This is a genomic window from Candidatus Avelusimicrobium sp., assembly GCF_056976295.1.
Window position 1 is genome coordinate 1 of the sequence record NZ_DBMCTG010000018.1, and the last position, 21,564, is coordinate 21,564.

Consider the following 21,564-nt stretch of genomic DNA (forward strand, 5'->3'; position numbering starts at 1 on the left):
AAGAAATTTCTGACGACTATCAACAATTCAAAGAGAATATAGCGCAACTAATGGCAGCTATTGATGAAAAACAAAAATTAGCGGATGCTTCTAAAAAACAACAAGAGAAACTGGCAAATAAAATCAAACAGATAGAAAGAAACTTATCAAGACAAACGAAAAATAATATTGAACTTTTGGGAATTTTTGTTACTTTATTTACTTTTATTTCCGTTTCAGCGTCAGTGGCCTTGCAAATAAAAAATGTCTACCATGCTTCACTTTTTATTAGCGTGTTTTGCTTGTGTCTGTTCGCTTTTTTGCACGTTTTTCATAATTTTATTCAAGCCAATGAACCGCAACGGGGGGTTAAAAAGTTGTGTGGTATTTGTTTCCTTGTGTTCTTGGTAGTTATTATTATGGGAGGGTTTTGTTGGAAGGTGGAAAGGAATAGAGTATTATTTATAAAAACCTCTACACCTGCTTTGGAAATGGAAAAAATGGTAGTGCCTCAATCAGGTATAGATGCGTTCAACCAAAAGATTAATAAGAAGTAAATTGTTCTAATTTATCCCCTGCTTCGGCGGGGATTTTTTTGCCCCAAAGCATCGCTTTTTAGACGGAATTTGCAAAGTTTCTTCGTATTGGGTAGAGTGAATGTAAGTTAAAACATTATAAGGAGTTTTTGATGAGAATAATTATCCCTCGAAATGAAATTAAAAATACGATTTCTTTTTGCCTTTCTAAAATAGAAGGTCGGATTGATAAAATAAATGCTTTGTGGTTGCAAATTATCAAAATAGTTTTAACACTTTCAACCACTTTATTATTTGGAAGTATTCCTCTATTTCGCTTTTTTGTAGAAGAAAGGAAAATGGAAGGAGAGGCTTTTTGGTTTGCTGGCTGGCTTTGTCTCTTGTCTTCAATCGTTTTATTAATTTGGGGATTATTTGAGCAGGAACGACATTCTGCTATGATTTTGAATCAAGATCAAGAACATATCAAAATTTTGAATGATGCCTTTGTGACCGGAGAAGAAAATGCTGACGTGGAAGTAGGCGGAATTATTTTGTATATGAATTTATTTTTTTCAATTATCGGAATAAACCTTTTCTTTTGGGGTTTAGCATGTCTTATGCTGGGGGTGGTGGCAGCCTCTTTCTTGGATTATTTCTTATATACCAAAATAGGAGTTTTAGGGTTATTTGGTTTTTTTTCTTTGTGGACGATAGTTTCTTTTGTCCGATTTCAAAAAACATACAAAAAAGGATTGTTTTAGGAACCCCTTGCAAAATAATGTTTGATTAGTTATACTATTAGTGCTATCCACAAAAGGAACGTCTCCTAAACCAAAAGGGGTCGTTCCTTTTTGCGTTTAGAAGCGGATGTCGTCCCCGGGAGTTCCCGGGTGCAGACAAAAAATTATCTTTCCCAAATAAACCTTTCCGGCTTGGGGAAATGGAACAAAACCAACCATTCCGTTACCCTGGCTTCGTTGCACCCTAAAAACAAAATCCAACCCTTTTTTAAACCCTTATTTTACACCGGGGCCGTCCCTTTGTGTCATTTTCGGCAAGGGGGTGCCTATGCCTAAAAAAGAGCGTGTGGGCAAAAACGGCAAATTGCCACCCAAAGAGTGCCGCTTTTCGGCGACCAATCAGCCTTCGCCTGCGGCCAAAAGCGCGGGCCTGTACAAGTGGCACGAACGCAACCGCTTAAAGGATAATTTAGCGCACGTGTTTGCAGAGGTAATCTCCACCAAAACGGGCGAAAAAGTAGTGGCTATGGAAGCATTAGCGCGCCGCCTGCGCACCTATTTGCTGGAAAAGAATCCCGCCGGGATGAACGGCAAGCAGGTGGATGCGGCCCTTAAACTTGTAGAAATGTTGTCCCCGGCAGAAAGCAAGGTAGATTTGACCCTTAAAACCGAGAAAATTTCGGAAAGCGACCTTAAAAAGATAATGGCGGAGCGCGTGTATGTTGCAAAGCAAAATGCGCCGGGCGCTACAAAGTGATTTCTATTTGTTCTACCGATACGTCAGCGGTGTAGAGCAAAAAACAAACTGGTGGGTCAAAGCGTTTTGCGATTTTTTGCAGTACCAAGTGTATTGGCAGTTTTTAAATGGCGGCTTACCCGTCGCCACGGTGGAGGCACCCGTCCAGCACGGCAAATCCACCCTTATGCGGCATTTTTTGGCGTGGTTGGTAGGGTTACACCCCGACAAACGGTTTAACTACTACACCGCCTCGGATAAATTGCTCTTTGAAACGTCGCTTGCTGTAAAGATGATTTTACGCTCTCCGCGGTACCAGTCCATATTTGGGCCGCGTACCGGGGGCGGACAGACGGAAAACATCCAAACGCTTGTTTTGCTAACGCCGGACGGAGCGGCAGGCGGGCAGGTGGATTTCCGCTTAATGGGGGCAGGGAACATTGGGCACCCGTCTCACGTGTCTTTGATTGACGACCCCTACCGCAACCGGGAAGAGGCGTACAGTCAAACAATGCGGGATAAGATTTTAGACCGTTTCCGGGCAGATATTGTCAGCCGCCGCCAAACGCCCAGTATGATTGTGGTGGTGCACAGCCGCTGGCATGTGGACGATTTAATCGGCACGTTAAAGCGCGAAATAAAAGGCGTGCTTTCGTTTCGTTATCCGGCTATTGCGCCCGATGGGAAAGCCTTATTTCCGGAATTGCGCTCCTTGGAGTTTCTGTTAGCACAAAAGAAAATGTTGGGGCCCTTGGCTTGGGAAGCGCTTTACCAACAAAGCCCTACGGTGGCAGGCGGCAATGTGCTGAAACTGGTGTGGTTCAAACGGTATAGCGAACTGCCCGCCCCGCCTACGCGGGTGATAATCGTGGCCGATACGGCGCAAAAAACGGGACAAAACAACGATTTTACCGTTTTTCAAGCGTGGGGATTGGTACAGGGAAACGCCTACCTGTTAGCCCAAATACGGGGCAAATTTGAAGCCCCCGAACTGCTTTCTACGGCCCGGGTGTTTTACCAACAAATCCGTATCCAGTTTGGCACGGTGGGCGTGTTTTACATTGAGGATAAAGTCAGCGGAACGGGTCTTATACAGGAACTGGCGCGTGAAGCGTTGCCGATTGTGCCGCTTACCCGCCAAAAGGATAAGTTTTCCCGCGTGCTGGACATTGTGCCGTATGTAGCGGCGGGGAAAGTGTTTGTTCCGCAGGAAGGGATGGATGAATTTTTGGACGAGTGTGTGGCTTTCCGGCAGGATATGAAGCACACGCACGATGACCAGGTGGACTGTCTGGCCGACGGCGTCAACCAACTTTTAAATGACAATACACCGGTGGTTCTGTGGGGATAAGGAATATGAACATTAAACAATTATGGAAAAGTCTTTTTAAGAAAGGGAATTCGGACGAAACTCCGGCGGCCGCACAGGTTTGGCAACCGCTTGTGGGTTCCAATATGCCAAGTGCCTTTGCGGAGATTCCCGAAGTCTATCAAAGTATTTTATTTATTTCCACCAATGCCACCCAGGCCGAATTGGGCTATTTTCGTTTTAAAGACAATGCCGAAGTGTACCGCGATAACCCACAGGTACGCCCGCTCTCGGAACTGTTGGACCGTCCCAACCCGGAAATGGATTTAAATACTTTTTTGGAATTTGTGTACGGCTTTTTGGCTTACCACCGCGAGGTTTTTATCCTCAAAGTAAAATCCCGCGGGCAACTGGCCGGCACGCGTAATTTGCCCGCCCAGTTGTGGCCGGTTAATCCCAAGGACTGCGCGGCAGCGTCTTTTGACGCGTGGGGTGTGTCGGCTTGGAGCATTAAGGGTGTGATTTATCCGGCGGAGGATGTTATCCATATCCGCTATTTTAACCCGGTGGATATGTTCCGCTCCGTTTCGCCCTTAACGCCGCTAGCTGAACTCATCAAGGCCAATAAGGCCGCCATGAAGTCCAACCGCACGTTTTATGAAAACAATTCCCAAACGCCCTTTATTTTGGCGACAGAGCGAGATTTAACCAAAACGCAAATGGACGCTATCAAAGACGCGTGGGAAGCCGGGCACAAAGGGAGCGAAAAGCGCGGCAATACAGGCTTTTTATCCGGCGGGCTTAAACCGTATTCTATCAATACCAACAACGGCACGGCGGAATTTGTGGAAAATTCCAAAAACACAAGCGAGCGCATTTTATCCGGCCTGCAAATGCAAAAAGCACTTTTAAATATGACGGACACCACCAACTACGCCACCTATATGGGGCAGTTGCGTACTTTTTGGCAAAATGTCATCCGCCCAATGGTGCGCAAGGTGGAAAGTGCGCTCAATACGTCAGTTGTCCGCCCCTTTGCACCGGAACTGGAAATTCGCTTTAAGTACGACAATGTAGAGGCGTTCCAAGCCGATTTTGCCGATAAAGTAAAAACCGCCCAAACGCTTGCTTCTATCGGGTATCCGATTAACAAAATCAGCGACCGCTTAAACTTGGGTTTTGAGCCGGTAACGTGGGGGGATGATTGGTGGATTAATTTTGGCTTAGTGCCCGCTTCGGATTACCGCGCCGGGCTTACGGCAGAAACGGACGACACCAAGGCCTGTACTTGCACGCATACAAAAAGCACGCAGGACTTGCGCAAGGAAACCGTTTGGAAGCGTTTTGACCGTACTCAAATCCGTACGGAAATGTTAATGGCGCAGAAAATGGGGCGCTTCTTTTTGGAGCAGGGCAGCCGCTTAAAACGCGCCGCTAAGGACGGGACATTAAACGCCTACGACTGGGGCGCGGAGGATAAAGCCCTTGAAAAACGCTTTTTCCCGGTGGTGGCTGATGCGGTGCGCGTGGGCATTGGCTTTGGCCGGGAACAGTTGCAAAAATCCGTTAAAGCAGAGGCGGAAGAGGTGGCCGAACGCCGCTATTTGGGCAAAGTGGCTACGCGTTTGACGGGCATTAACCACACGACGCGGGCTAAGGTAGAGGACATTTTGACGCAAGGCCTTGCCGACGGGCAGAGTAATGAGGATTTGGCCGAAAAGTTAGCCGCAGAGGTGCTAGGCGGTTTTAAAATGCGGGCGCGCAACATTGCCCGTACCGAAAGCACTGGGGCGCTTAATGGCGGCACGGTGGAATATGCGGCCGAACTGGGAGCCACTAAAACATGGCTGACGGCCCGCGATAGTGAAGTGCGTGAATCACACGCGGAACTGGACGGGGAAACCCGGGCCGCGAACGAGGTGTTTTCCAACGGGCTTTCCCACCCGGGCGACCCCGCGGCCATAAACGCAGGCGAGGTGTGCAACTGCCGCTGTACGATTTTACTCAACTATAAATGAGGAACTTATGAACGAAAAACAAAACCTATCTTTTGAGGTAACCGTCAAATCGGTAAACGAAGAAGAAAACAGCATTGAGGCCATCTTTTCGCACAAGCAGAAAGACCGCGCCGGAGATGTCTTGCCGCCGGATGTGTTGTTGGACGGGGCAAAGAACTTTTTAAAGAACCCTGTATTGTTGGATTCGCACAATTATAGCAGCGTAAAAAACATTATTGGGCGCGTGGAAGATTTGCACATAGAAAACGGCGGCCTGGTTGGAAAATCCGTTTATTTTGTAGAAAAGGGCAACGACGCGGCCGATTGGGCCTTTGCCTTAGCCAAAGAGGGATTGGCGGCGTTTTCGGTAGGGTTCCGTGCCTTGGAATACGACTATATCAAAGAAAAGGACGCTATGGGCAACGAAATGGTAACGGGCTATCTGTTTAAAAAGGTGGAACTGTTGGAAATTTCGCAGGCGGCCGTGCCGTGTAACCCCCGGGCGCTTAAAAAGATTTTTACCCCCAAAGCAACTGCTCCGGCGGCACCCGTGCCTATGTCCGAAAGCGGCAAAGGGGAAAAAGAAACCATCGCCAAAGCATTTAAAAATGCCTTGGCCGAAATTAATCAAGAGGTAAACAAATGACTGAACAAGAAATCAAAGACTTGGCGAAAGCCGTGTTTGATAATGGCACGAAAGACCTTTCCGCGCAGGCGGAAAAGAGTGCCGCGGCTGTTGAAACCCTTAAAAAGGACGTCAACGGCAAACTGGATGCTTTGACGGAAAAAGTGTCCAGACTGGAATCCGCCCCCGTGGGAAATCCGCTTCAAACCAAGGCGGATTTTGGCACGCATTTGGGGGCCAACGTAAACGAAATCGTTTCCGTTCTGCGGGAAAAAGGCTACTTCCAAAATCAAGAAAAATCTGTGGAAGAGAACCGCGCTAACGCGGCCCTGTTTACGAAATGGGGCATTAGCCTGTTCAAGTCCATTTCCACGCACAACCCGGCCATTTACAGCGACTTTTGCAAAGCCGCCAATGTGGAAGGCACGGACGCCAACGGCGGTTATTTGGTGCCCAGCGTGATTGTGCCGGAACTCATTAAAGCCGTGCGTAACGACAGTTTCGCTATGCGCGAGTGCAATGTGTTCCCGATGTCCGCGCCGGAAGTTTCCTTCCCGGCGGAAGACGGCCTTGCCACGGCCTCTTTTACGGGCGAAAATACCGCCGCCACCAAGAGCAACCCCACATTTAAAAATGTGGTTATCAAGGCTTTAAAGGCGGTGTCCTTAACGGACGGCGTGTCCAGCGAACTGTTGCAGGACAGCGTAGTTTCGTTCGTGGGTATTTTGGTGGACCAAATGACCTACGCTATTGCGCAACTGATTGACAATGTGGTGCTCAACGGTATTTCCGGCGACACCGCCAACTTTAAGGGTATTTTAAATGCCGCTACGGGCGTACAAGCCGTTGCGCTTGCCAAAGGCAAAGCCCTCAAAGATGTGGATTACGACAGCGTAGCCGACTTGGTCGGGCTTTTAAAACCCGGCGATTTGGCGCGTGCTAAATTCTGCCTGTCCAGTTACGCGCTGACGGTCTTGCGCAAAGTAAAAAGCACCGACGGGGTGCCGCTCTTTGCCAATGCCGTAGCGGGCGACCCGTCCACGTTTTTGGGCAAGCCGTACTTTTTGAGCGAATTTGCTCCGGGTGCAACGGATGCCTCCACCGCCGCCAAAAACGTCATTGCGTTTGGCGACTGGAAGAAATACTACATTGGTTTAATGCCCAACACCTTGGCCATTGAAGCCGATCCGTATTCCAACTTTGACAAGGATACCATCCGCTATCGTATGAAAATGCGTGTCGGCGGCAACCCTGTCAGAACCTCTGCTTTTGCGGTGCTCAAATCCGGCGAAGCGGCCTCCTAAACAGAAAAATCTCCCCCGGGTAACACCGGGGGAGTTGGAGCGTTTATGAAAAAGAACGAACAAAACGACAAGACGGAAACGGCTCCGGCTGATAAACCCGACCAGCAAACGGCGCCCAAATGGGCCAAGCAGAAGGTGGTGTGCGGGTTTTGCCACAATACGGTGCTGTTTGAACGGGTAAAACCGGGGCAAAAAATTGCCTGTCCCAAGTGCAATTTTACGTTGGAGATGAAATAAAATGAGCCTGATTACCGCAGACGAAGTATTGGTGTTTTTGGCAAACGAGCCCAAAACGGAATCCGTGAAAGAGCAGATTTCCGCTTGCATTGAGTTGGCACAGCCGCAGGCGGCAAATTATGCCAAGATTTCGTTTGCGGAGTACACCGCCCAAACGGTGCCTGCGGACATCAAGGCGGCCCTTATAAAGTGGGCGATTGCGGAATATATTGCGGCCTATTCCAGCACCAATTATGTGGACGGGGACGGCAACTTTGTGGACCGCGCTTCCCGCTACCGCAAAGAAGCACAGCGTATTTTAGACGCATATCGCCCGGTGGTGGCATTATGAGTCTATCGTTTAACCCGGCGGAATTAAAGGAAATTAAGGGCTTGCTCGCGCGTATTGGGGCCCTTAAAGCGCCGGAAGTGCTTATGGCGTTTCGCCGGGCGGCACTCCTAGTGGAAAACCGGGTTAAACTCAACACCACAAAGGGCGGCATTTTGAACGCACCCACGGGTAAATTGCGAAGCAGTATAGGCTCCGTCGTTCGCGAGCAGGACGGCAAACTCGCCGCTCATATTGGCAGTGGACAACGCACGGGCAAACCCGTGGTCTATGCCAACATTTTGGAAACGGGCGGCATTATCCGCCCTGTCAACCGCCAATGGCTGACGATTCCCACCCAGTACGCCAAGTCTTCCGCGGGCGCGGGCAATATGCGGGCGCGGGAAGTGCCCAACGGTTTTTTTCAGCGCACCAAAGAAGGCACGCTGATTTTGTACCAAGGCGGCAAGACAAAACCCGTGCCGATGTTTGTTTTAAAAAAACGCGTAACCATACCGGCCAAGCGTTATTTGTCTTTATCCTTGGAGCAGAGCCAACAGGCGGTTTTTGAGGAACTAAAAAACGCACTGGGCAAACTGGCGGAGGGCTGATGAACGAATTGACACCTACTTATTTTTTAAATGCACTTTACGCGCTCCTTACGGTGCCGGGGGCATTTGTGCAGGATGTACTCGTTTTAAAGGGCTTACGCAGTAATATTACCGCGGAATACACCCTGCAAATTTACCCCACCAACCTGCGCGAGGAAACGCGCGCACAAAATGTGCTTACCTGCACCGATACGTGGATTATCGGCGGCGTGGTCAAAACGGGCGAAGAAAACTTGGTGGACAAAACCCTTTCTTTTATCCAGGACACCAAAAAGGCCTTGGATAAACTTACGGAAGACAGCGGGGATTTTACATACGCCCTGTTGCCGGACGTGCAAGTCTCATACGACGGTTTCCCGTATGTGGCGTTCAGTATGACGGTGGAAATCAAATACCAAAGGAGAATTAATAATGGGTAGCAAAGCAAGAGCCGGTTTAGGCGTAAAACTTTTAATTAATGAAAAGGCAGTGGCGGAACTGTCCAGCGTGGGCGGCATTGAGCCTTCCACCGAAACGATTGACGTTTCCAATCACGACACGGAAGGCGGTTTTCGCGAATTTATCCCGTCTATTTCCGATGCGGGGGATTTTACCATTGAGGGCAACTTTGTGGGTGGCGACGAAGGTCAGGCCGCTGTGCGCGAGGCCTTTTTTGCCAAAAGCATTGTACCCGTTACGATTGAGTTCCCCAAAGCGGCGGGCGAAACGGCGGGTGCCAAGTGGGCCTGCAACTGTATGATTTCGTCCTTTCGCGCTGTGGGCGATGCTACGATTGACAGCCAACTCACGTTTGCGGCTACGTTAAAAATTTCCGGCAAGCCGACCTTTACGGATGCCGTAGGAGCGTAATATGTCCAAGAAAGAAACGACCTTCACGCTTAACGGCAAAGGATACACGCTCAAATTTTCTATGCGTGTTCCGCTCTATTGGGAACAAGCCACCAAAAGGAACTATTTTGAAGCATTTGGGCCGGGTTCCAAGCCCTCGCTCACCGATATTTTAACGCTGGTATGGGCGGCGTTTAAAAACGGCGGGTGTACGCTTTCGTTAGAAGAACTGGCCGAGCAGTTAAGTGATAAAGATTTGCAGGTTCTTTCCACCAAAGTAATGGGGCTGGTGGCGGATAATTCCACCCCGGCTAAAACAGGGGACAAAGAACCCCCTTTGGCAGTTGCGCCCCAACGCTAGACGGCCTATGGGCAATAGGCCGTTATGACTTGGGGCTGACGGATGCGGAATTTTGGGAGTTATCTTTTAAGGAATTTGACCTGCTGAAAAAGCGTCAGGAATTGGACGAATACCGCTCTTGGGAGCGGACGGCAAGCCTAATGTGTGTAATATTTAATGCACACCGTGGCAAACACCAGCGGGCCTTGAAGGTAAAGGATATTCTTAAAAATCCGTTTGAAAAGCCGGCATCGGCAAGCGATGTGGCGGCTATGCTAAAAGAATTAACCAAACGAAAAGGCGGCAGTATAAATGGCAAGTAAAACACTTAGCATTGAACTTATTTTGGAAAGCAAATCGTTCACCGCGCAAATGCAAAAGGTAAACGACGCTTTTGCCAAGACAAATAGCGACCTGCAAAAATTCGGCAAATCTATGCAGAAGGTAGGGGCAAGTTTTGCCGTGGTAGGCGGGGCTATTACGGCCGCCTTGGGTGTAGCGGTAAAATCTTTGGCAAACGCCGCAGACGTGGCGGACGATACGGCCAAACGCACAGGCCTGACGGTGGAAGCCGTGCAGGAACTGGGCTATGTGGCTAAAATGACGGGCTCCAATTTGGCTACGGTGGAGGTGGCCCTGCGCACTATGCAAAAGGGCTTAACGGACAGCGGCACTGAGAGTGCGGCCTTTACGAGTGCATTAGAAACCTTGGGGCTGTCGCTTGCGGAACTTCGCGCTATGAACCCGCAAGCCCAGTTTGACGCACTATCCCAAGCCATTGCAGGCGTAGCGGACCCCAGCCAACGGGCAGGCTTGGCTATGACGGTTTTCGGTCGTGCCGGAACGGCCCTTTTGCCGATGCTTGCGGAAGGGGCGGACGGCATAGCCAAACTAAAAGACGAGGCCCACAAATACGGTTATGTGATGAGCCAAGAGGTCGCAGAAGCCGGGAGCAATTTTAATGACAATTTGGATAGATTAAAGGGCTCCCTTGGTGGGCTTGCCCAGCAAGTGGTGGCCGGGCTTTTGCCAACGCTAAACAGTTTGGTAAAATGCGCGGCCGATGTCGTCGCCGGCATTAAAGAGTGGATAAACAATAACCCTAATTTAGTTTCCACGTTAGCCCACGTAGCGGCAAGCGTAGGCGCGGTGCTTACGGTATTTGGGGCGTTAGTAGCGGCGTGCGGCTCTTGGATTGCGCTTGCTCCGGCTGTTGGTGCGGCCTGGACGATTGCCACCGGGCCTATTGGCGTAACGATTATGGCGATTGCGGGCGTAGTAGCCGGAATTGTGGCCTTATGGAAAAATTGGGACAAGGTTTGCCATTATATGGCGCAGGCGTGGAACACTTTAACGATTGTCATTTGCAAAGGGGTGGAACTGTGGCTATCCTCTTGGGAAACGACCCTCGGGTGGATTCCAGGCATTGGCGAAAAACTGCGCACGGCTATGTATCAGGTTCAAAATGCGGCGGCGCAAGCATCGTTTGATATTGGACAGCGCCAACTTCAATACGAAAAAGATAAAAACGAAAAGTTACTGGCGGAAACGCAAAAATTTACTTCTGCACAAAATGAAGCCTTGATAAGCGCTCAAACAGAGCAACAGGATATTGCTTCCAAGAACACGGAGGAGCATTTGGCATCCACTACTGAAAAGGTGCAAGGCTTTTGGCAGACGGTGTATGATGTGTCTGCCCAACAAAGCCTAAATATTACAAGCCAGGTGAGTTCTGTATATAGTGCATTACAAAGTAATCTTTCAACATCTTTCCAGGCATTATTCCAACAAATAGGAAATGGGTGGAGTGGGCTAAAAGATATAGCAATCAATTTTTGTCAAAGTATGTACCAAAGTTTCGTAAAAATACTGGCAGATCTTGCGGCCGAACAGATAAAAAATATTATTGCTGTACAGGTGGCAAATACTACTGCGGCCAAGGTAAATGTGGCAGCCAATGCTGCTGAGGCTGGTTCAAAAGCGGCGGCGGCTTCTGCCGGGTGGGCCTTGTGGGGTGCTATTGCCATCGGCGCCGGGATTATGGCAGCCGTTTTGGCTTTTGCAGATGGCTTTGCAACAGGCGGGGTGGTGCCAGGAAATTCGTTTAGCGGGGATAATGTACTCGCACGCGTAAACAGCGGGGAAATGATTTTAAACCGCGCACAACAGGCTAGGCTTTTTGATATTGCCGAGGGAAATACCGAGCCTGGCGGAGCCGGCGGTGCGGTTATCAACCAAACGATTAACGTGCAAAACGGCGGCGATTTAACCGCTATTACGCAAGCCATTAAACGCGGAACGGTAGATGCCTTGGAATTTGCCAATGTGGCCTATAAGGCGGGTGCGAAACGCAATAAATATGTCGGTTAGCGTTCGGTTGTTTTCCAAAGAGTGCATTGCTCTTTTGCATAAGCGAGATTGGAGTATGAAGAGCAAGTAGTAAGTAAATTTCCGCTTGTCTCTTTGGTAGTCTTATATTCTACACAAGGTTTTTTTGCATAGTCTAAGGAAGTATAAGCGCTACATTCGGTAGAATAAGAACCATTTTGACCAAGCGTGCTTTTCCACTGGACACAAGTTTGCAGAGTTAAAGAGGTCCTAACAACGCAAGAGGTCCTATAAGAACCGTCTTCATTTTTAATGGAGTTCCACGTGTAACAAGGTAAAAAATCCATAGAGGAATGTTCAATACAAGAAGTGGTGTAAGAATTGTTCCCGTTGGGAGTAGTTTTATAAGCAAAGCAAGGAGAAAAATTCAAAGAGACTCGGGCGGCACAAACGGTCTTAAATTCCGTTGCAAAACCGAACAACGGGATGAGCAGCAAAATAAGAGCGGACAAAACTTTTTTCATAAGAGCCTCCTCTTATTAGTATAACCCATTTTCAGGGGAAAATATTGCATTATGGTTGAAACAATACAAATTAAAACGCCCATTAAATGCTACGGGCAGAACTTTATTACCAAGCGTTGCGCGTTTACAGGCGATGTGCAAAATATGTCCGCCTTGTACGATAACGCCGCCGATACTCCGGCCACTTTTTACAACACGGACGTTACCCAACCTAAAAACTGGCACGTGGCCTTTAAAGATAAGTACGGGCAAATTACGTCCCGCACCATAGACACAGTTATTTTGGAAAATTCCACCGCGGACAGCGTGGCTATTTCGTATTTAAACACACAAGGGGAAACGGTGGCGTTAGGCACTTTCGCGCTTGCGCAGAACAATATCTTAAAACTGACTCCTTTTACCGCGCAGGAAATTACGTTTGCGTTTACCTGTTCCAAAAATTACTTTGAAATTGGCGAAGTGCGCTGCTTAAAATACCTGTTTGATTTAAAGGCTACCTCGCAGGTTTCTATCGTTCCAAATACGCAAGGGGGCGAATATACCGCGCAGGACGGCAGTTATTATGCCTGGACGGATTACCACCGCCCCGGTGTGGAAATAAAGGTGTCTAACGGGAGTTATGCCCAATATAAGGTCTTGCGTGCACTGGTGCAAAACAACGAAAGCATTACCGTTGTTCCGTTTAAAGAATTGGATTTTTTTGTACTGGAAGGGCTGTTAGATAGGGATTTGTCTCCCGATTTAAACCGCTTTTCCGGCTTACTGGATTATACCTTAAAGGTGGTAAGCAAATGAGAACTGTACCCGAACCGATAAAATTAGCCTTGGCGGATGCGTCGCTACCCATTAAAAAGCGGTTGCTACTTTACCGCCGCAAATGGAATGCGGATACCCTTAAATATGCGCTAGAAACCAAGCCCATAGACGTTACGGATTTACTTATTGAGGCCGGCTCTATCAAAATGGCCCTTGATACCGACGAGGTGGATAAGTGGGATGCTTCCAATGTTACGCTCATTTTTAATAACGATTTAAACTGCTTTAAAGAGGGCTTAACCGGCGGACTTTTTGAAAATGCCGTTTTGTGGGGCAGTAAAGTAGTTTACAACATAGAAACGGCCGAAAAGGGTGCTCCGACTGCCAGTATCACGGTTTTTACGGGGTTTGTGTATTCCTCGCCCGTATTCCGGGATAACGGCAACCGCTTGGAACTGACGGTTACATCCAGTTTGGATGCGCTGGAATACGTCAGCGCGGAATCTTTTTGTTTAACCAAAACGGACGAACTTGCCACGGCGGTAACCTCGCAAAATTCCAAGGACCAAGGCAAAGAATTTGCCACCGCCGAAACAGGTGTGGGGTATGTGGACGAAGTGAAGTATGGGGCGGATTTTGAGAGCGCGCAAACACTTTCTGCCGGGAACGATTATGACCTTTCGGACACCAACGAATACACCAAACCCGCCGTTGTAAAATTAAAATTTACGCCTACGGTCGGATACAAAATGTGGCTTTCGTACCGTTATTGGCATAAAGATATGGCAATAGAGGATATTGTCAACGCCCTGCTAGATTTGGCTGGCGTGGAAAAGCGACAAGTAGAGAAAGCCGTATTTAATGTGAATAATGGAGCCGTTTTATATGAAACCGATTTACAGCAGAAATATAGTACCTTCTTGTTTGATTACGATGAAGAAAAGGCTATTTGGAAACAAAAAACTTTTCTAAATCTTATTAAAAATGATAGCCACCCTTTGAGCATTGGTTTGTGGCGAAAAGCTGGAAATGGATATGAACAGACGGGGCCAGTTCGGGTACCGAAGAAAGGTTATTTTCACATCGGTTATCCAAGTACGGGAACCTATGTTATTGCAGGTGATTTTTCGGATGATTATGCAGAGTTAAAATTTTTAGATGCCACAGAAAATGGGCTGATTATTCGTTTTCGGGTACAGGATGGGCATCGTAGTCAAGTTCTGACTATACAGGATGGAACAGAAAACTTATTGTATGATGGCTATCATAGAGCTATCGTAGGGTTTGAACTGTCGGAAAGTGCTTTGTACCTATATACAGATGGCTTAACGGATAAAGGGACTAATGATGGTGGTATTATTCAGCGGATTGCCATTCCCGGAAAGTATGACGGTTCTTTTACGCATTTAACAGTATCTATGCAGGGAACTATGTATAACAACCAATACAATATTTTTGTTGCCCGTTTGGGTTGGCGGGAAGAAGCCTTGACCGAAACAGATTGGACGAATAAAAATAGAGTTTCCTTATATCAACAAGTATTTAATGACACAAACGGGTGTCATACATTTAAAACGGCTGGTGCATATTGGAATCTTGCTTTGTCCGAAGAAGCAACAAAATGGCGCAAATTAGAATATCAAAAATCGGTTGTAAATAATGGGCGTGGCGAGTGGCTATTTCATACCAGTAACGATGGGATAAACTGGACTTCTCTTGCCAGAATTGATAACGGAATGAGTTTTTTGTCTTCTGATAAATTTTTGGAGTTACATTATCGGAGTACATCTCAGACCGGTTACGAAGTTTTTGAAGAACTAAAAGTAAGTTCTTTTATTACTTCATCAGAATTACCTTTCGTAGATCTCACTGGGTTAAGTGTTGGCGAGGCCGTGGCGCAACTTGCAAAAATGGTGGCCTACGAAATTGGATTCAATCAGGATGGTGTATTTTTCTTTCGTTCCCGGCAGGGGCGGTATGCTGAAACAGAACTAACACCCAATGTATTGGTAGAAGTGGATAACCATTCGGCCGATATTGATAGTTTAGCCAATCGTATTAGTGTTGAATATGGGCAATTTAAAACAATTATAGATGATTTTACCGAACAAAAAGCCCGACCAAATTCTATTGATCAGTATGGAGTACACGAAAAGACGATATCCAACGATAACTTTATTCCCGCTGACAATGTAGATATTTCCGGTGCAGTGGCAAAGGCCAATTACGAGGCTTTATCCACGCCGGGATATACTTTGCAAGCGGAGTGCCGCCCTGATTTAAGTTTGGAGTTGGGCGATAAAATTACTGTCTGTGCCGAAAATGCCAATATTGCCGACAAAAATTGGAGCGATTACAACAAGTTCTTAAAATTGCCCGTTTGGAAACGTGTTTTTAAAATTACCGGGTTGGAACTTTCTTTTGCTAAACGCTTAATGACGCTTACGCTTAAAGACGTTACCACGGCCGCCGATGTGCCGACTATGGAATACAATGTGTATCAAACACAATTCCCGACCCCATTAAATTACAAGGAGTAACTATGTTTATTGAAGACAAAGAGGACAAAGTTTTTATCCCGCAAACAAAGCATACTATCACTGCGAGCGATTACAACCAAATCAAAAATGAAATTCAGGGCGCGATAGAACTGGCCGGTATGGAGCCGGAAAAAGATGTTATTCAGTTTCCAACGGCCATTAAACAGTTGACAGAGCAGAGTGGCGCGGCCGAAATGGAAAAGATTACGGCAGAGGGCACCAAGCAGGTTGGAATTGTTACTGCCGCTGGGACGGCACAAAAGAGCGCGGTAGAAACTGTCGGCGCGGAGCAAGTATCGGCTGTTGAGTCGGCTGGCACTGCGCAAGTAAGTAAGGTGCAAAAGGAGGGGAGTGAACAGGTTGCGGCCTCTAAAAACTGGGCCAGCAAAACAGACGGCCCGGTGGAGGAAGACCTTTATTCGGCTAAAAAATACGCGCAGGACGCGGCGCAAAGCGCGCAAAATTCCCGTGGACTTGCTATCGGGCAGTTAGTGTGGAGCCAATCCTCATTAGCCAAAGACAACCCCGGCTGTTTGCCAGCGTGGACGGGCGAGTATTATCCTAACGCCGCCGCGTTGTATCCCGATTTTTACGCGTGGGTAAAAAGCCACCCCGAACTGTGCAAAACCAAAGCCCAGTACGACGAAGCCCTGTCCGCTTACGGCGAGTGCCCCTATTATGTGGCGGACGAGGTGGAGGGCTCTCTGCGATTGCCGAAACACAAAAACTCAGGTAGATATCTTGTTAAAAAAGAAGTCAACGGCAACGATTGGTATGCCCTGTATAGCGATGGCTGGCTTGAACAGGGAGGGTATTTTGCTAATCCTCAAACGATTGGTACAACGGCTATTACAGAAACCTTTTGGAAACCATACGCAACTCCTCCTACGTTGTTGTTTGGCAATATGTCAACTAGACACCAAGCCGCATACGATAGTGAACATTACCCTTATAATGTTACGGCAACTGGGTTCACACACGAGAATGTGCAACCAATAGGACAAGGGACCCGCTGGTATGCTTTCGGTTACGCGGCCGCTACTCCTATGGAAAATATCAAGTACCCTTGGATAGTATCTTTTACTGCGGCGGTGCCCGCTAGTACGGCACAGGCAGCAGAGTTTACAGGGGCGCTTGCCGGCAAAGCCAATATGGATTTGTCTAACGTGCCGAATGCTTCCAAATCGGCGTTACTGGATTTATTGGCTAAGGATACTGCCACTTGGGCGACCTTGGTAAACGCTACTGATTTTGTGGCTCCGTCTGCCGGGTGGATTAACTATGTGCCTACAAATAATGCTGATGCAACTATTGGTATCAATACCGGGTGGAGTAACTGCCTCGTCCAATTAGACGGCAAAACAATTATCAACCAATGTTATTGCTATGGCAAAAATGGAACTAACGCAGATGCGTTTGCTTTTTTTGTTGGCAAAGGACAAACGGTTAAGGCTAGGTTTGGTGTAGGAACGGTGTATTTTTATCCTTGCAAGGGGGCGAAATAATGTTTGCAAAAATTGTTAATCAACAGACCAAAGAAGTACAGGTAGTACAAGGGGCAAAACTCGCCCAGATTTTAGGCGCGGTAGAAATGGACGTAGAGCAGGCCTACAACGGGGCGTGGTACGTCAAGGGCTACGCGCCGAGCAAGCCGGAGCCCACGGCCGCAGAAAAGGTACAGGCGTTGGAACTTTCCACCGGGCTAACCCGCGCGGTGCGGGAACTGGTCCTTGCCAACAATAGCGGCGTAAGCGACTATGTGCGGGCCAAGGCGCAGGAAATTGAGTCTTTGGCTAATCTATTGCGTGGTGGGCCGGCTGAGTCCGCGCAGTCCGAAACCCAAAAAGAGGAGGGCCAATAATGGAATTAGACTTTAATGTGCTTTGGAAAGTGGCGGCTGTGGTATTTGCCGCCGGCGGGTTATGGAACGAACTGCGCGCTATCCGCAAAGACCTGTCCCGCTTGGAATCCAAGCAGGATAAATATAACCATCTGCAAGAACGTGTGGCCAAGTTGGAAGACAGTTGCGCCAACGCGCATAAGCGTATTAGTGAAATGCACTATCGCAGGAGGGATGATTAATGGATAACGTAAAAGCCGCGGCCTATATTCGCCGCTATGAGGGCTTTTCCAAACTCCCCTACAAATGCCCTACGGGCCATTTAACCATTGGCTATGGGCACAATTTGGAAAACGGCATCAGCGCAAATGCCGCCTTGTTTATCCTGCAAGAGGATTTAACCCGGGCGGAACAAGCCGTCAAAGACGCGTTCCCTTGGTGGTGGAAACTGGACGACGCGCGGCAATTTGTATTGGTGGATATGGCCTTTAATATGGGCCTTGCGGGCTTAAAAGGCTTCAAAAAAATGCTTACCGCCGTGGAACAGGGCGACTATCAGACCGCCGCCAAAGAGATGTTGGCGAGCAAATGGGCGGTACAGGTGGGCCGCCGAGCGGCAGAATTATCAAAAATTATGAAAAAAGGAGAGTGGTAAAATGGAACACATCAAAGAAGCAGTAGTATGGTTAAAAACCAACTGGGACAGCGTACTGGCCTTGTGGGCGTGCTTAATCGGCGCGGCGGAAATTGTCGTCAAGTGGACGGACAGCAAAAAGGATGACGCAATCCTTGGCCGCGTGCGTGCACTTGGTGTAAAAGTGATTAGCATCCTCACCAAATTTGGCTTTGAACAGCCCAAAGTAAAGGTGGGAAAATAAATGACCCCTTGGGCCATCATTGGGGTCATCTGTGGCTTATTTACGTTCGGGGCGGTAATGTACCGCTCCGGGCGAAAAAGCGCGGAAAATGCGGCCTTTAAGGCCAAGGAAAAGGAAAATGCAAAAGTGGATGAGGTACTTCGCTCTGTTAGTCGTCTTAGCCGGGTGGATTTGCTTGCTCGGTTGCGCGAGCATAAAAAGTAATGCGGCGGTGTGCCGGATTCGTTTTGATTACCAAGACACGGGCATTGAAGCCTTAAACGACCAAAACCTGCGAGCCTTGGTAGCCTTTAAAGAGGTTTGTGAGTGAGCCCGCGTTGTAAGTACGCAGAGTATGACCCCTATTTTGGGGAATCTCTTTGCCAAAAAGTTGGTAAGCCTTGCCGGATTATTTGTAGAAAATGTAAAGCAGGTGATAAAGTGCGCAGGATTCTTTGTTTTTGAGTTCCAAAAAATGTCAGAACTCTGACAAAACTCTGACACGGACCCCGCTTTTTGTTGCGCCTACCGCGCCTTTCGTAATATTGTTTTTACGACGAGAAAATGATAAAAAAATCACTTTTTGGACGAAAAAAAAGCCCTCCGACGGAGGGCATAAAAAAGAGCCAAGACGGGGGATCGAACCCCGGACCTATCGCTTACGAAGCGATTGCTCTACCAGCTGAGCTATCTTGGCATTACAAATCGTTCACTTCTAACATATATATTCTACAAAAAAACAGACAACTTTGCACACGCTCTCTTATTTTCTGACGGAAGAAGTTATTTTTTGTACCTGCATTTCCAGGGCATTTATCTGCGGGTTATGGCGGTTTTTCTCCAAAAATTCATCTTCGGTTACACCTTTGGGGCCGCGCTTGTAAGCATCTATCCACGCTTGGGCTTGCGCCGGGTTGCGCTCCATCAGGGAAATGCTCGTCAAAAAGAGATAGGTTTCCGCATTAACCGGGTCCAGCGCCAGCGAACGCTTAAAGGCGCGCTTGGCCTGCTCCATATTGTCCCGCGCAATTTGACTGTACCGCTGAAATTCGTCCGCACTTTTGGCCTGCGCCGCCTCTTGGGAGGCCCGCAACGCCATAGCATAATACAACTGGCCGATATTTTGATGTAGGGCCGTATGGTTGGGGGCATATTTAAGCACCCACGCAAAATCTTTTAAGGCCCGTTCATAATCGTTAGACGGTTTATCCGTATCGCCGCGTGCGGGGGAAAATTGCGTTGTCAAATCAAATATAGTGGCAAAGGTGTTGGCGCGGTATTGGCGGTATTCCGTCAAAAGCGGGTTTAGTTTAACTGCCCGCGTAAAATAAGACAATGCTCCCTCGGCGTTACCCATTTGCACCAGACGCACGCCTAAACTGTAATAATGGTTCGCCTGAAAGAGCCCATAGAACCACACCAGTCCCGGCACGGTGGCGGCCAGTAACAGCCCGGTACGCGCCGCTCGGCTTGTCCACGCGGTCCGCAGGTACATATAGCCTACGCCCAGTATGCACCCTAACAGTACGGTCCACGCACAGCAGATTAAAAATCCGTCGCCGAGTTTACTGGCAGACATAGAGCCTGAAACTTCTTTAAATTCTCCCAACACTTGCCACGCACCATAAGCCAACGCCCCCGCTAACACCAATCGGGCCACCCACAAAAGCCACGGCGCGGAAAAGAAGATTTTTTCTTTTGAGTTATCTTCTTGCGGTGGGTTGGACAAGGCAATAATTACTCCGATAAATACCGCAAAAAAGAGCCCGCTGGAAGCAAAACGCAAACTGATATCCACAAATGCGTGCGCCATTAGTCCGGCAAGTGCCGTAGCATAGCCCAGTAAATAGAACGCTCTCTCGCGTTCTTCGGCGGATAGTTGGCTTGCTGTCTGCAAGTTTTTCCAAGCGCAGATAAACACGAAAGCCAGCAGCCACAGAAAGATTGCCAGTCCCACCGTCCCCGTTGTGGCCCATTGTTCCAGATATTCGTTTTCGGCGTGTTGTGTTTCGGTATTGTGGGAGTTTTCAATGTAAAAAATTTGCGGGCGTTTGTAGGCCGGATAAATAATTTTAAAACTGCCCGGCCCGGTGCCTATAACGGGGGAGTCTTGCACCATTTCAAAGGCGGCAAGCCAGGTAAACGAGCGGAAACTGACGGACTGAAAGCGTTTTGCCGTATAGGTTCCCGCCAATATAAGGGCGGCGAGAAGCACTCCTGCCGCTGCAAGGTTTAATTTTTTTATATGTTTAGTGGGGAAAATACGGTTGGTAAACAGAAAAGTACCCACCGCGGCCGCCGCCCCGTATGCCAACCACGCGCCTTTGCTCTCCGTGAAGAATAGTTCTACTAGCCCAAGCCCCAAGAGTACAAGTAGTGATTTCTTGCGCGTTGCCAAATATTGTGCGCCGGCGACAGCCGAGGCAAACACTACAAACGCGCCAAAAAAATTGGGGTTAGCGTGGGTGGAAAAAATGCGGCGCGTAAAGAAGCCCCGCCACGGCAGGAAATCTGCCCCCGGACAAAAGCCGTCCACTATTTGCAACGCCCCATAAGCAAACGAAATCCACGCGGCGATAATGATAAATTTAGTAAGCGTGCGGATATCTTTTTGTGTAAATTCAGTAGCGATTAACATCATTATTCCGCCGTACATTAGCAAGCGGATAAATTCCTCGGCACTTTCCAAATGAAAAGGCCCGCATATAAAGGAAATGATATTCCACCCGAGGTACGCAAATATAGGGAATAAAAACGGGAAATTTTGGCGCGTAAAAGGGCTTTTCCACTCGGCTATTTTCAGTGCGGCCCATAAGCCCAAAAGTACGGTTGCCCCGGCGTGAAGCAGGGTGAGTTTTACTTGGGCGGTGTCGTATGTTCCGGTAAAAAAGGAGATGCTGACAAGCAGACATAGCCACCCGGTAACGACGGGTAAACATTTGCGGAGGAACGCCCCGAGCGGACTTGCCGGGGTTTTTTTAGTAGGGGTGGAAATCTTTTTTGCGGACATACTTGTATTATAGCAATTAAACTATGCCGGGCCCTAGCCGGCCCGCTAGGGTTACTGAATCTGTCGTTTGCCTTTGTTGTTTATTGATTGGCCGTTAACGGGTCTAAAAGACCCGTATAAAAGAGTTTTTTCGTCTAGGCCCAAAAAAGGCTTGACTCGTTTTTTTTTTTTTGATACA

General features: G+C 48.1%; 25 protein-coding genes and 1 tRNA gene. 23 read left to right on the forward strand and 3 right to left on the reverse strand.

Going from position 1 to position 21,564, the window contains the following annotated elements; genetic code table 11:
- The 15 genes from ACZOTW_RS06855 to ACZOTW_RS06925 form a co-directional block, all read left to right on the forward strand.
- The coding region (locus ACZOTW_RS06855) for a hypothetical protein (protein WP_483997845.1) at positions 1-536 on the forward strand (536 nt) is incomplete at its 5' end.
- A 131-nt stretch (positions 537-667) separates the two neighbouring features.
- Complete coding sequence (locus ACZOTW_RS06860) at positions 668-1,258, forward strand: hypothetical protein (protein ID WP_483997846.1); 591 nt, start codon at positions 668-670, stop codon at positions 1,256-1,258.
- 307 nt (positions 1,259-1,565) lie between these two features.
- A complete protein-coding gene (locus tag ACZOTW_RS06865; RefSeq protein WP_428063045.1) occupies positions 1,566-1,994 on the forward strand; it encodes a hypothetical protein in 429 nt (142 codons plus the stop codon).
- Complete coding sequence (gene terL / locus ACZOTW_RS06870; protein WP_483997847.1) at positions 1,957-3,324, forward strand: phage terminase large subunit; 1,368 nt, start codon at positions 1,957-1,959, stop codon at positions 3,322-3,324. Before ACZOTW_RS06865 ends, terL begins: the two co-directional genes overlap by 38 nt.
- 5 nt (positions 3,325-3,329) lie before the next feature.
- Positions 3,330-5,300, forward strand: coding sequence for a phage portal protein (locus ACZOTW_RS06875; RefSeq protein ID WP_483997848.1), 1,971 nt, complete (start codon positions 3,330-3,332; stop codon positions 5,298-5,300).
- A 7-nt stretch (positions 5,301-5,307) separates the two neighbouring features.
- A complete protein-coding gene (locus tag ACZOTW_RS06880; protein WP_483997849.1) occupies positions 5,308-5,925 on the forward strand; it encodes an HK97 family phage prohead protease in 618 nt (205 codons plus the stop codon).
- Positions 5,922-7,208, forward strand: coding sequence for a phage major capsid protein (locus ACZOTW_RS06885; protein WP_483997850.1), 1,287 nt, complete (start codon positions 5,922-5,924; stop codon positions 7,206-7,208). Before ACZOTW_RS06880 ends, ACZOTW_RS06885 begins: the two co-directional genes overlap by 4 nt.
- A 45-nt stretch (positions 7,209-7,253) precedes the next feature.
- Positions 7,254-7,445, forward strand: a complete 192-nt coding sequence (locus ACZOTW_RS06890; protein ID WP_428041803.1) for a hypothetical protein — start codon at positions 7,254-7,256, stop codon at positions 7,443-7,445.
- 1 nt (position 7,446) lies between these two features.
- Positions 7,447-7,776: a hypothetical protein gene (locus ACZOTW_RS06895; RefSeq protein WP_428045659.1), complete on the forward strand. Its 330-nt coding sequence runs from the start codon at positions 7,447-7,449 to the stop codon at positions 7,774-7,776.
- Complete coding sequence (locus ACZOTW_RS06900) at positions 7,773-8,363, forward strand: hypothetical protein (RefSeq protein ID WP_483997851.1); 591 nt, start codon at positions 7,773-7,775, stop codon at positions 8,361-8,363. The genes ACZOTW_RS06895 and ACZOTW_RS06900 overlap by 4 nt, the downstream gene beginning before the upstream one ends.
- Positions 8,363-8,782, forward strand: coding sequence for a hypothetical protein (locus ACZOTW_RS06905; RefSeq protein ID WP_428041800.1), 420 nt, complete (start codon positions 8,363-8,365; stop codon positions 8,780-8,782). The genes ACZOTW_RS06900 and ACZOTW_RS06905 overlap by 1 nt, the downstream gene beginning before the upstream one ends.
- Positions 8,775-9,212: a phage tail tube protein gene (locus tag ACZOTW_RS06910; RefSeq protein WP_483997852.1), complete on the forward strand. Its 438-nt coding sequence runs from the start codon at positions 8,775-8,777 to the stop codon at positions 9,210-9,212. Before ACZOTW_RS06905 ends, ACZOTW_RS06910 begins: the two co-directional genes overlap by 8 nt.
- 1 nt (position 9,213) lies before the next feature.
- A complete protein-coding gene (locus ACZOTW_RS06915) occupies positions 9,214-9,552 on the forward strand; it encodes a hypothetical protein (RefSeq protein WP_483997853.1) in 339 nt (112 codons plus the stop codon).
- Positions 9,553-9,581: 29 nt separating this feature from the next.
- Entirely contained in the window at positions 9,582-9,854 is a 273-nt protein-coding gene (locus tag ACZOTW_RS06920) for a hypothetical protein (RefSeq protein ID WP_428041031.1), read from the forward strand.
- Positions 9,844-11,901: a phage tail tape measure protein gene (locus tag ACZOTW_RS06925; RefSeq protein ID WP_483997854.1), complete on the forward strand. Its 2,058-nt coding sequence runs from the start codon at positions 9,844-9,846 to the stop codon at positions 11,899-11,901. The genes ACZOTW_RS06920 and ACZOTW_RS06925 overlap by 11 nt, the downstream gene beginning before the upstream one ends.
- Here the strand turns inward: ACZOTW_RS06925 and ACZOTW_RS06930 are convergent.
- Positions 11,898-12,383: a hypothetical protein gene (locus ACZOTW_RS06930; protein ID WP_483997855.1), complete on the reverse strand. Its 486-nt coding sequence runs from the start codon at positions 12,381-12,383 to the stop codon at positions 11,898-11,900. The genes ACZOTW_RS06925 and ACZOTW_RS06930 overlap by 4 nt on opposite strands.
- Before the next feature lie 51 nt (positions 12,384-12,434).
- Here ACZOTW_RS06930 and ACZOTW_RS06935 point away from each other — a divergent pair, with 51 nt between their 5' ends.
- From ACZOTW_RS06935 to ACZOTW_RS06970, 8 genes are read left to right on the forward strand one after another with little or no spacing between them, the layout of a single operon-like run.
- Complete coding sequence (locus ACZOTW_RS06935; protein WP_483997856.1) at positions 12,435-13,178, forward strand: hypothetical protein; 744 nt, start codon at positions 12,435-12,437, stop codon at positions 13,176-13,178.
- Positions 13,175-15,679 carry a hypothetical protein gene (locus ACZOTW_RS06940; protein ID WP_483997857.1) on the forward strand — a complete coding sequence of 835 codons (2,505 nt, stop codon included), beginning with the start codon at positions 13,175-13,177 and terminating at the stop codon, positions 15,677-15,679. The genes ACZOTW_RS06935 and ACZOTW_RS06940 overlap by 4 nt, the downstream gene beginning before the upstream one ends.
- A gap of 2 nt (positions 15,680-15,681) precedes the next feature.
- The gene (locus tag ACZOTW_RS06945; protein WP_483997858.1) at positions 15,682-17,184 is read left to right on the forward strand and encodes a hypothetical protein; all 1,503 of its coding nucleotides are present in this window, start codon (positions 15,682-15,684) and stop codon (positions 17,182-17,184) included.
- Entirely contained in the window at positions 17,184-17,540 is a 357-nt protein-coding gene (locus tag ACZOTW_RS06950; RefSeq protein WP_483997859.1) for a hypothetical protein, read from the forward strand. Before ACZOTW_RS06945 ends, ACZOTW_RS06950 begins: the two co-directional genes overlap by 1 nt.
- Positions 17,540-17,761: a hypothetical protein gene (locus ACZOTW_RS06955; protein WP_428042213.1), complete on the forward strand. Its 222-nt coding sequence runs from the start codon at positions 17,540-17,542 to the stop codon at positions 17,759-17,761. Before ACZOTW_RS06950 ends, ACZOTW_RS06955 begins: the two co-directional genes overlap by 1 nt.
- Complete coding sequence (locus ACZOTW_RS06960) at positions 17,761-18,174, forward strand: glycoside hydrolase family protein (RefSeq protein ID WP_428045669.1); 414 nt, start codon at positions 17,761-17,763, stop codon at positions 18,172-18,174. The genes ACZOTW_RS06955 and ACZOTW_RS06960 overlap by 1 nt, the downstream gene beginning before the upstream one ends.
- A gap of 1 nt (position 18,175) precedes the next feature.
- Positions 18,176-18,397: a hypothetical protein gene (locus ACZOTW_RS06965; RefSeq protein WP_176777849.1), complete on the forward strand. Its 222-nt coding sequence runs from the start codon at positions 18,176-18,178 to the stop codon at positions 18,395-18,397.
- Complete coding sequence (locus ACZOTW_RS06970; protein WP_428063014.1) at positions 18,398-18,601, forward strand: hypothetical protein; 204 nt, start codon at positions 18,398-18,400, stop codon at positions 18,599-18,601.
- A 399-nt stretch (positions 18,602-19,000) separates the two neighbouring features.
- Here the strand turns inward: ACZOTW_RS06970 and ACZOTW_RS06975 are convergent.
- Together ACZOTW_RS06975 and ACZOTW_RS06980 are read right to left on the reverse strand one after the other, a co-directional pair.
- Positions 19,001-19,073 (reverse strand) — tRNA-Thr (locus tag ACZOTW_RS06975).
- 66 nt (positions 19,074-19,139) lie between these two features.
- Positions 19,140-21,386 carry an O-antigen ligase family protein gene (locus tag ACZOTW_RS06980; RefSeq protein WP_483997860.1) on the reverse strand — a complete coding sequence of 749 codons (2,247 nt, stop codon included), beginning with the start codon at positions 21,384-21,386 and terminating at the stop codon, positions 19,140-19,142.
- Between the last annotated feature and the right edge of the window lie 178 nt (positions 21,387-21,564).

Bases quoted from the DNA above. Each gene is read 5' to 3' on its own strand.
- ACZOTW_RS06915 (WP_483997853.1), top strand. From the start codon at position 9,214: ATGTCCAAGAAAGAAACGACCTTCACGCTTAACGGCAAAGGATACACG.
- ACZOTW_RS06865 (WP_428063045.1), top strand. From the start codon at position 1,566: ATGCCTAAAAAAGAGCGTGTGGGCAAAAACGGCAAATTGCCACCCAAA.
- ACZOTW_RS06890 (WP_428041803.1), top strand. From the start codon at position 7,254: ATGAAAAAGAACGAACAAAACGACAAGACGGAAACGGCTCCGGCTGAT.
- ACZOTW_RS06860 (WP_483997846.1), top strand. From the start codon at position 668: ATGAGAATAATTATCCCTCGAAATGAAATTAAAAATACGATTTCTTTT.
- ACZOTW_RS06905 (WP_428041800.1), top strand. From the start codon at position 8,363: ATGAACGAATTGACACCTACTTATTTTTTAAATGCACTTTACGCGCTC.
- ACZOTW_RS06955 (WP_428042213.1), top strand. From the start codon at position 17,540: ATGGAATTAGACTTTAATGTGCTTTGGAAAGTGGCGGCTGTGGTATTT.
- ACZOTW_RS06925 (WP_483997854.1), top strand. From the start codon at position 9,844: ATGGCAAGTAAAACACTTAGCATTGAACTTATTTTGGAAAGCAAATCG.
- ACZOTW_RS06875 (WP_483997848.1), top strand. From the start codon at position 3,330: ATGAACATTAAACAATTATGGAAAAGTCTTTTTAAGAAAGGGAATTCG.
- ACZOTW_RS06930 (WP_483997855.1), bottom strand. From the start codon at position 12,383: ATGAAAAAAGTTTTGTCCGCTCTTATTTTGCTGCTCATCCCGTTGTTC.
- ACZOTW_RS06980 (WP_483997860.1), bottom strand. From the start codon at position 21,386: ATGTCCGCAAAAAAGATTTCCACCCCTACTAAAAAAACCCCGGCAAGT.
- ACZOTW_RS06885 (WP_483997850.1), top strand. From the start codon at position 5,922: ATGACTGAACAAGAAATCAAAGACTTGGCGAAAGCCGTGTTTGATAAT.
- terL (WP_483997847.1), top strand. From the start codon at position 1,957: ATGTTGCAAAGCAAAATGCGCCGGGCGCTACAAAGTGATTTCTATTTG.
- ACZOTW_RS06900 (WP_483997851.1), top strand. From the start codon at position 7,773: ATGAGTCTATCGTTTAACCCGGCGGAATTAAAGGAAATTAAGGGCTTG.
- ACZOTW_RS06965 (WP_176777849.1), top strand. From the start codon at position 18,176: ATGGAACACATCAAAGAAGCAGTAGTATGGTTAAAAACCAACTGGGAC.
- ACZOTW_RS06895 (WP_428045659.1), top strand. From the start codon at position 7,447: ATGAGCCTGATTACCGCAGACGAAGTATTGGTGTTTTTGGCAAACGAG.
- ACZOTW_RS06910 (WP_483997852.1), top strand. From the start codon at position 8,775: ATGGGTAGCAAAGCAAGAGCCGGTTTAGGCGTAAAACTTTTAATTAAT.
- ACZOTW_RS06970 (WP_428063014.1), top strand. From the start codon at position 18,398: ATGACCCCTTGGGCCATCATTGGGGTCATCTGTGGCTTATTTACGTTC.
- ACZOTW_RS06940 (WP_483997857.1), top strand. From the start codon at position 13,175: ATGAGAACTGTACCCGAACCGATAAAATTAGCCTTGGCGGATGCGTCG.
- ACZOTW_RS06935 (WP_483997856.1), top strand. From the start codon at position 12,435: ATGGTTGAAACAATACAAATTAAAACGCCCATTAAATGCTACGGGCAG.
- ACZOTW_RS06880 (WP_483997849.1), top strand. From the start codon at position 5,308: ATGAACGAAAAACAAAACCTATCTTTTGAGGTAACCGTCAAATCGGTA.
- ACZOTW_RS06950 (WP_483997859.1), top strand. From the start codon at position 17,184: ATGTTTGCAAAAATTGTTAATCAACAGACCAAAGAAGTACAGGTAGTA.
- ACZOTW_RS06945 (WP_483997858.1), top strand. From the start codon at position 15,682: ATGTTTATTGAAGACAAAGAGGACAAAGTTTTTATCCCGCAAACAAAG.
- ACZOTW_RS06960 (WP_428045669.1), top strand. From the start codon at position 17,761: ATGGATAACGTAAAAGCCGCGGCCTATATTCGCCGCTATGAGGGCTTT.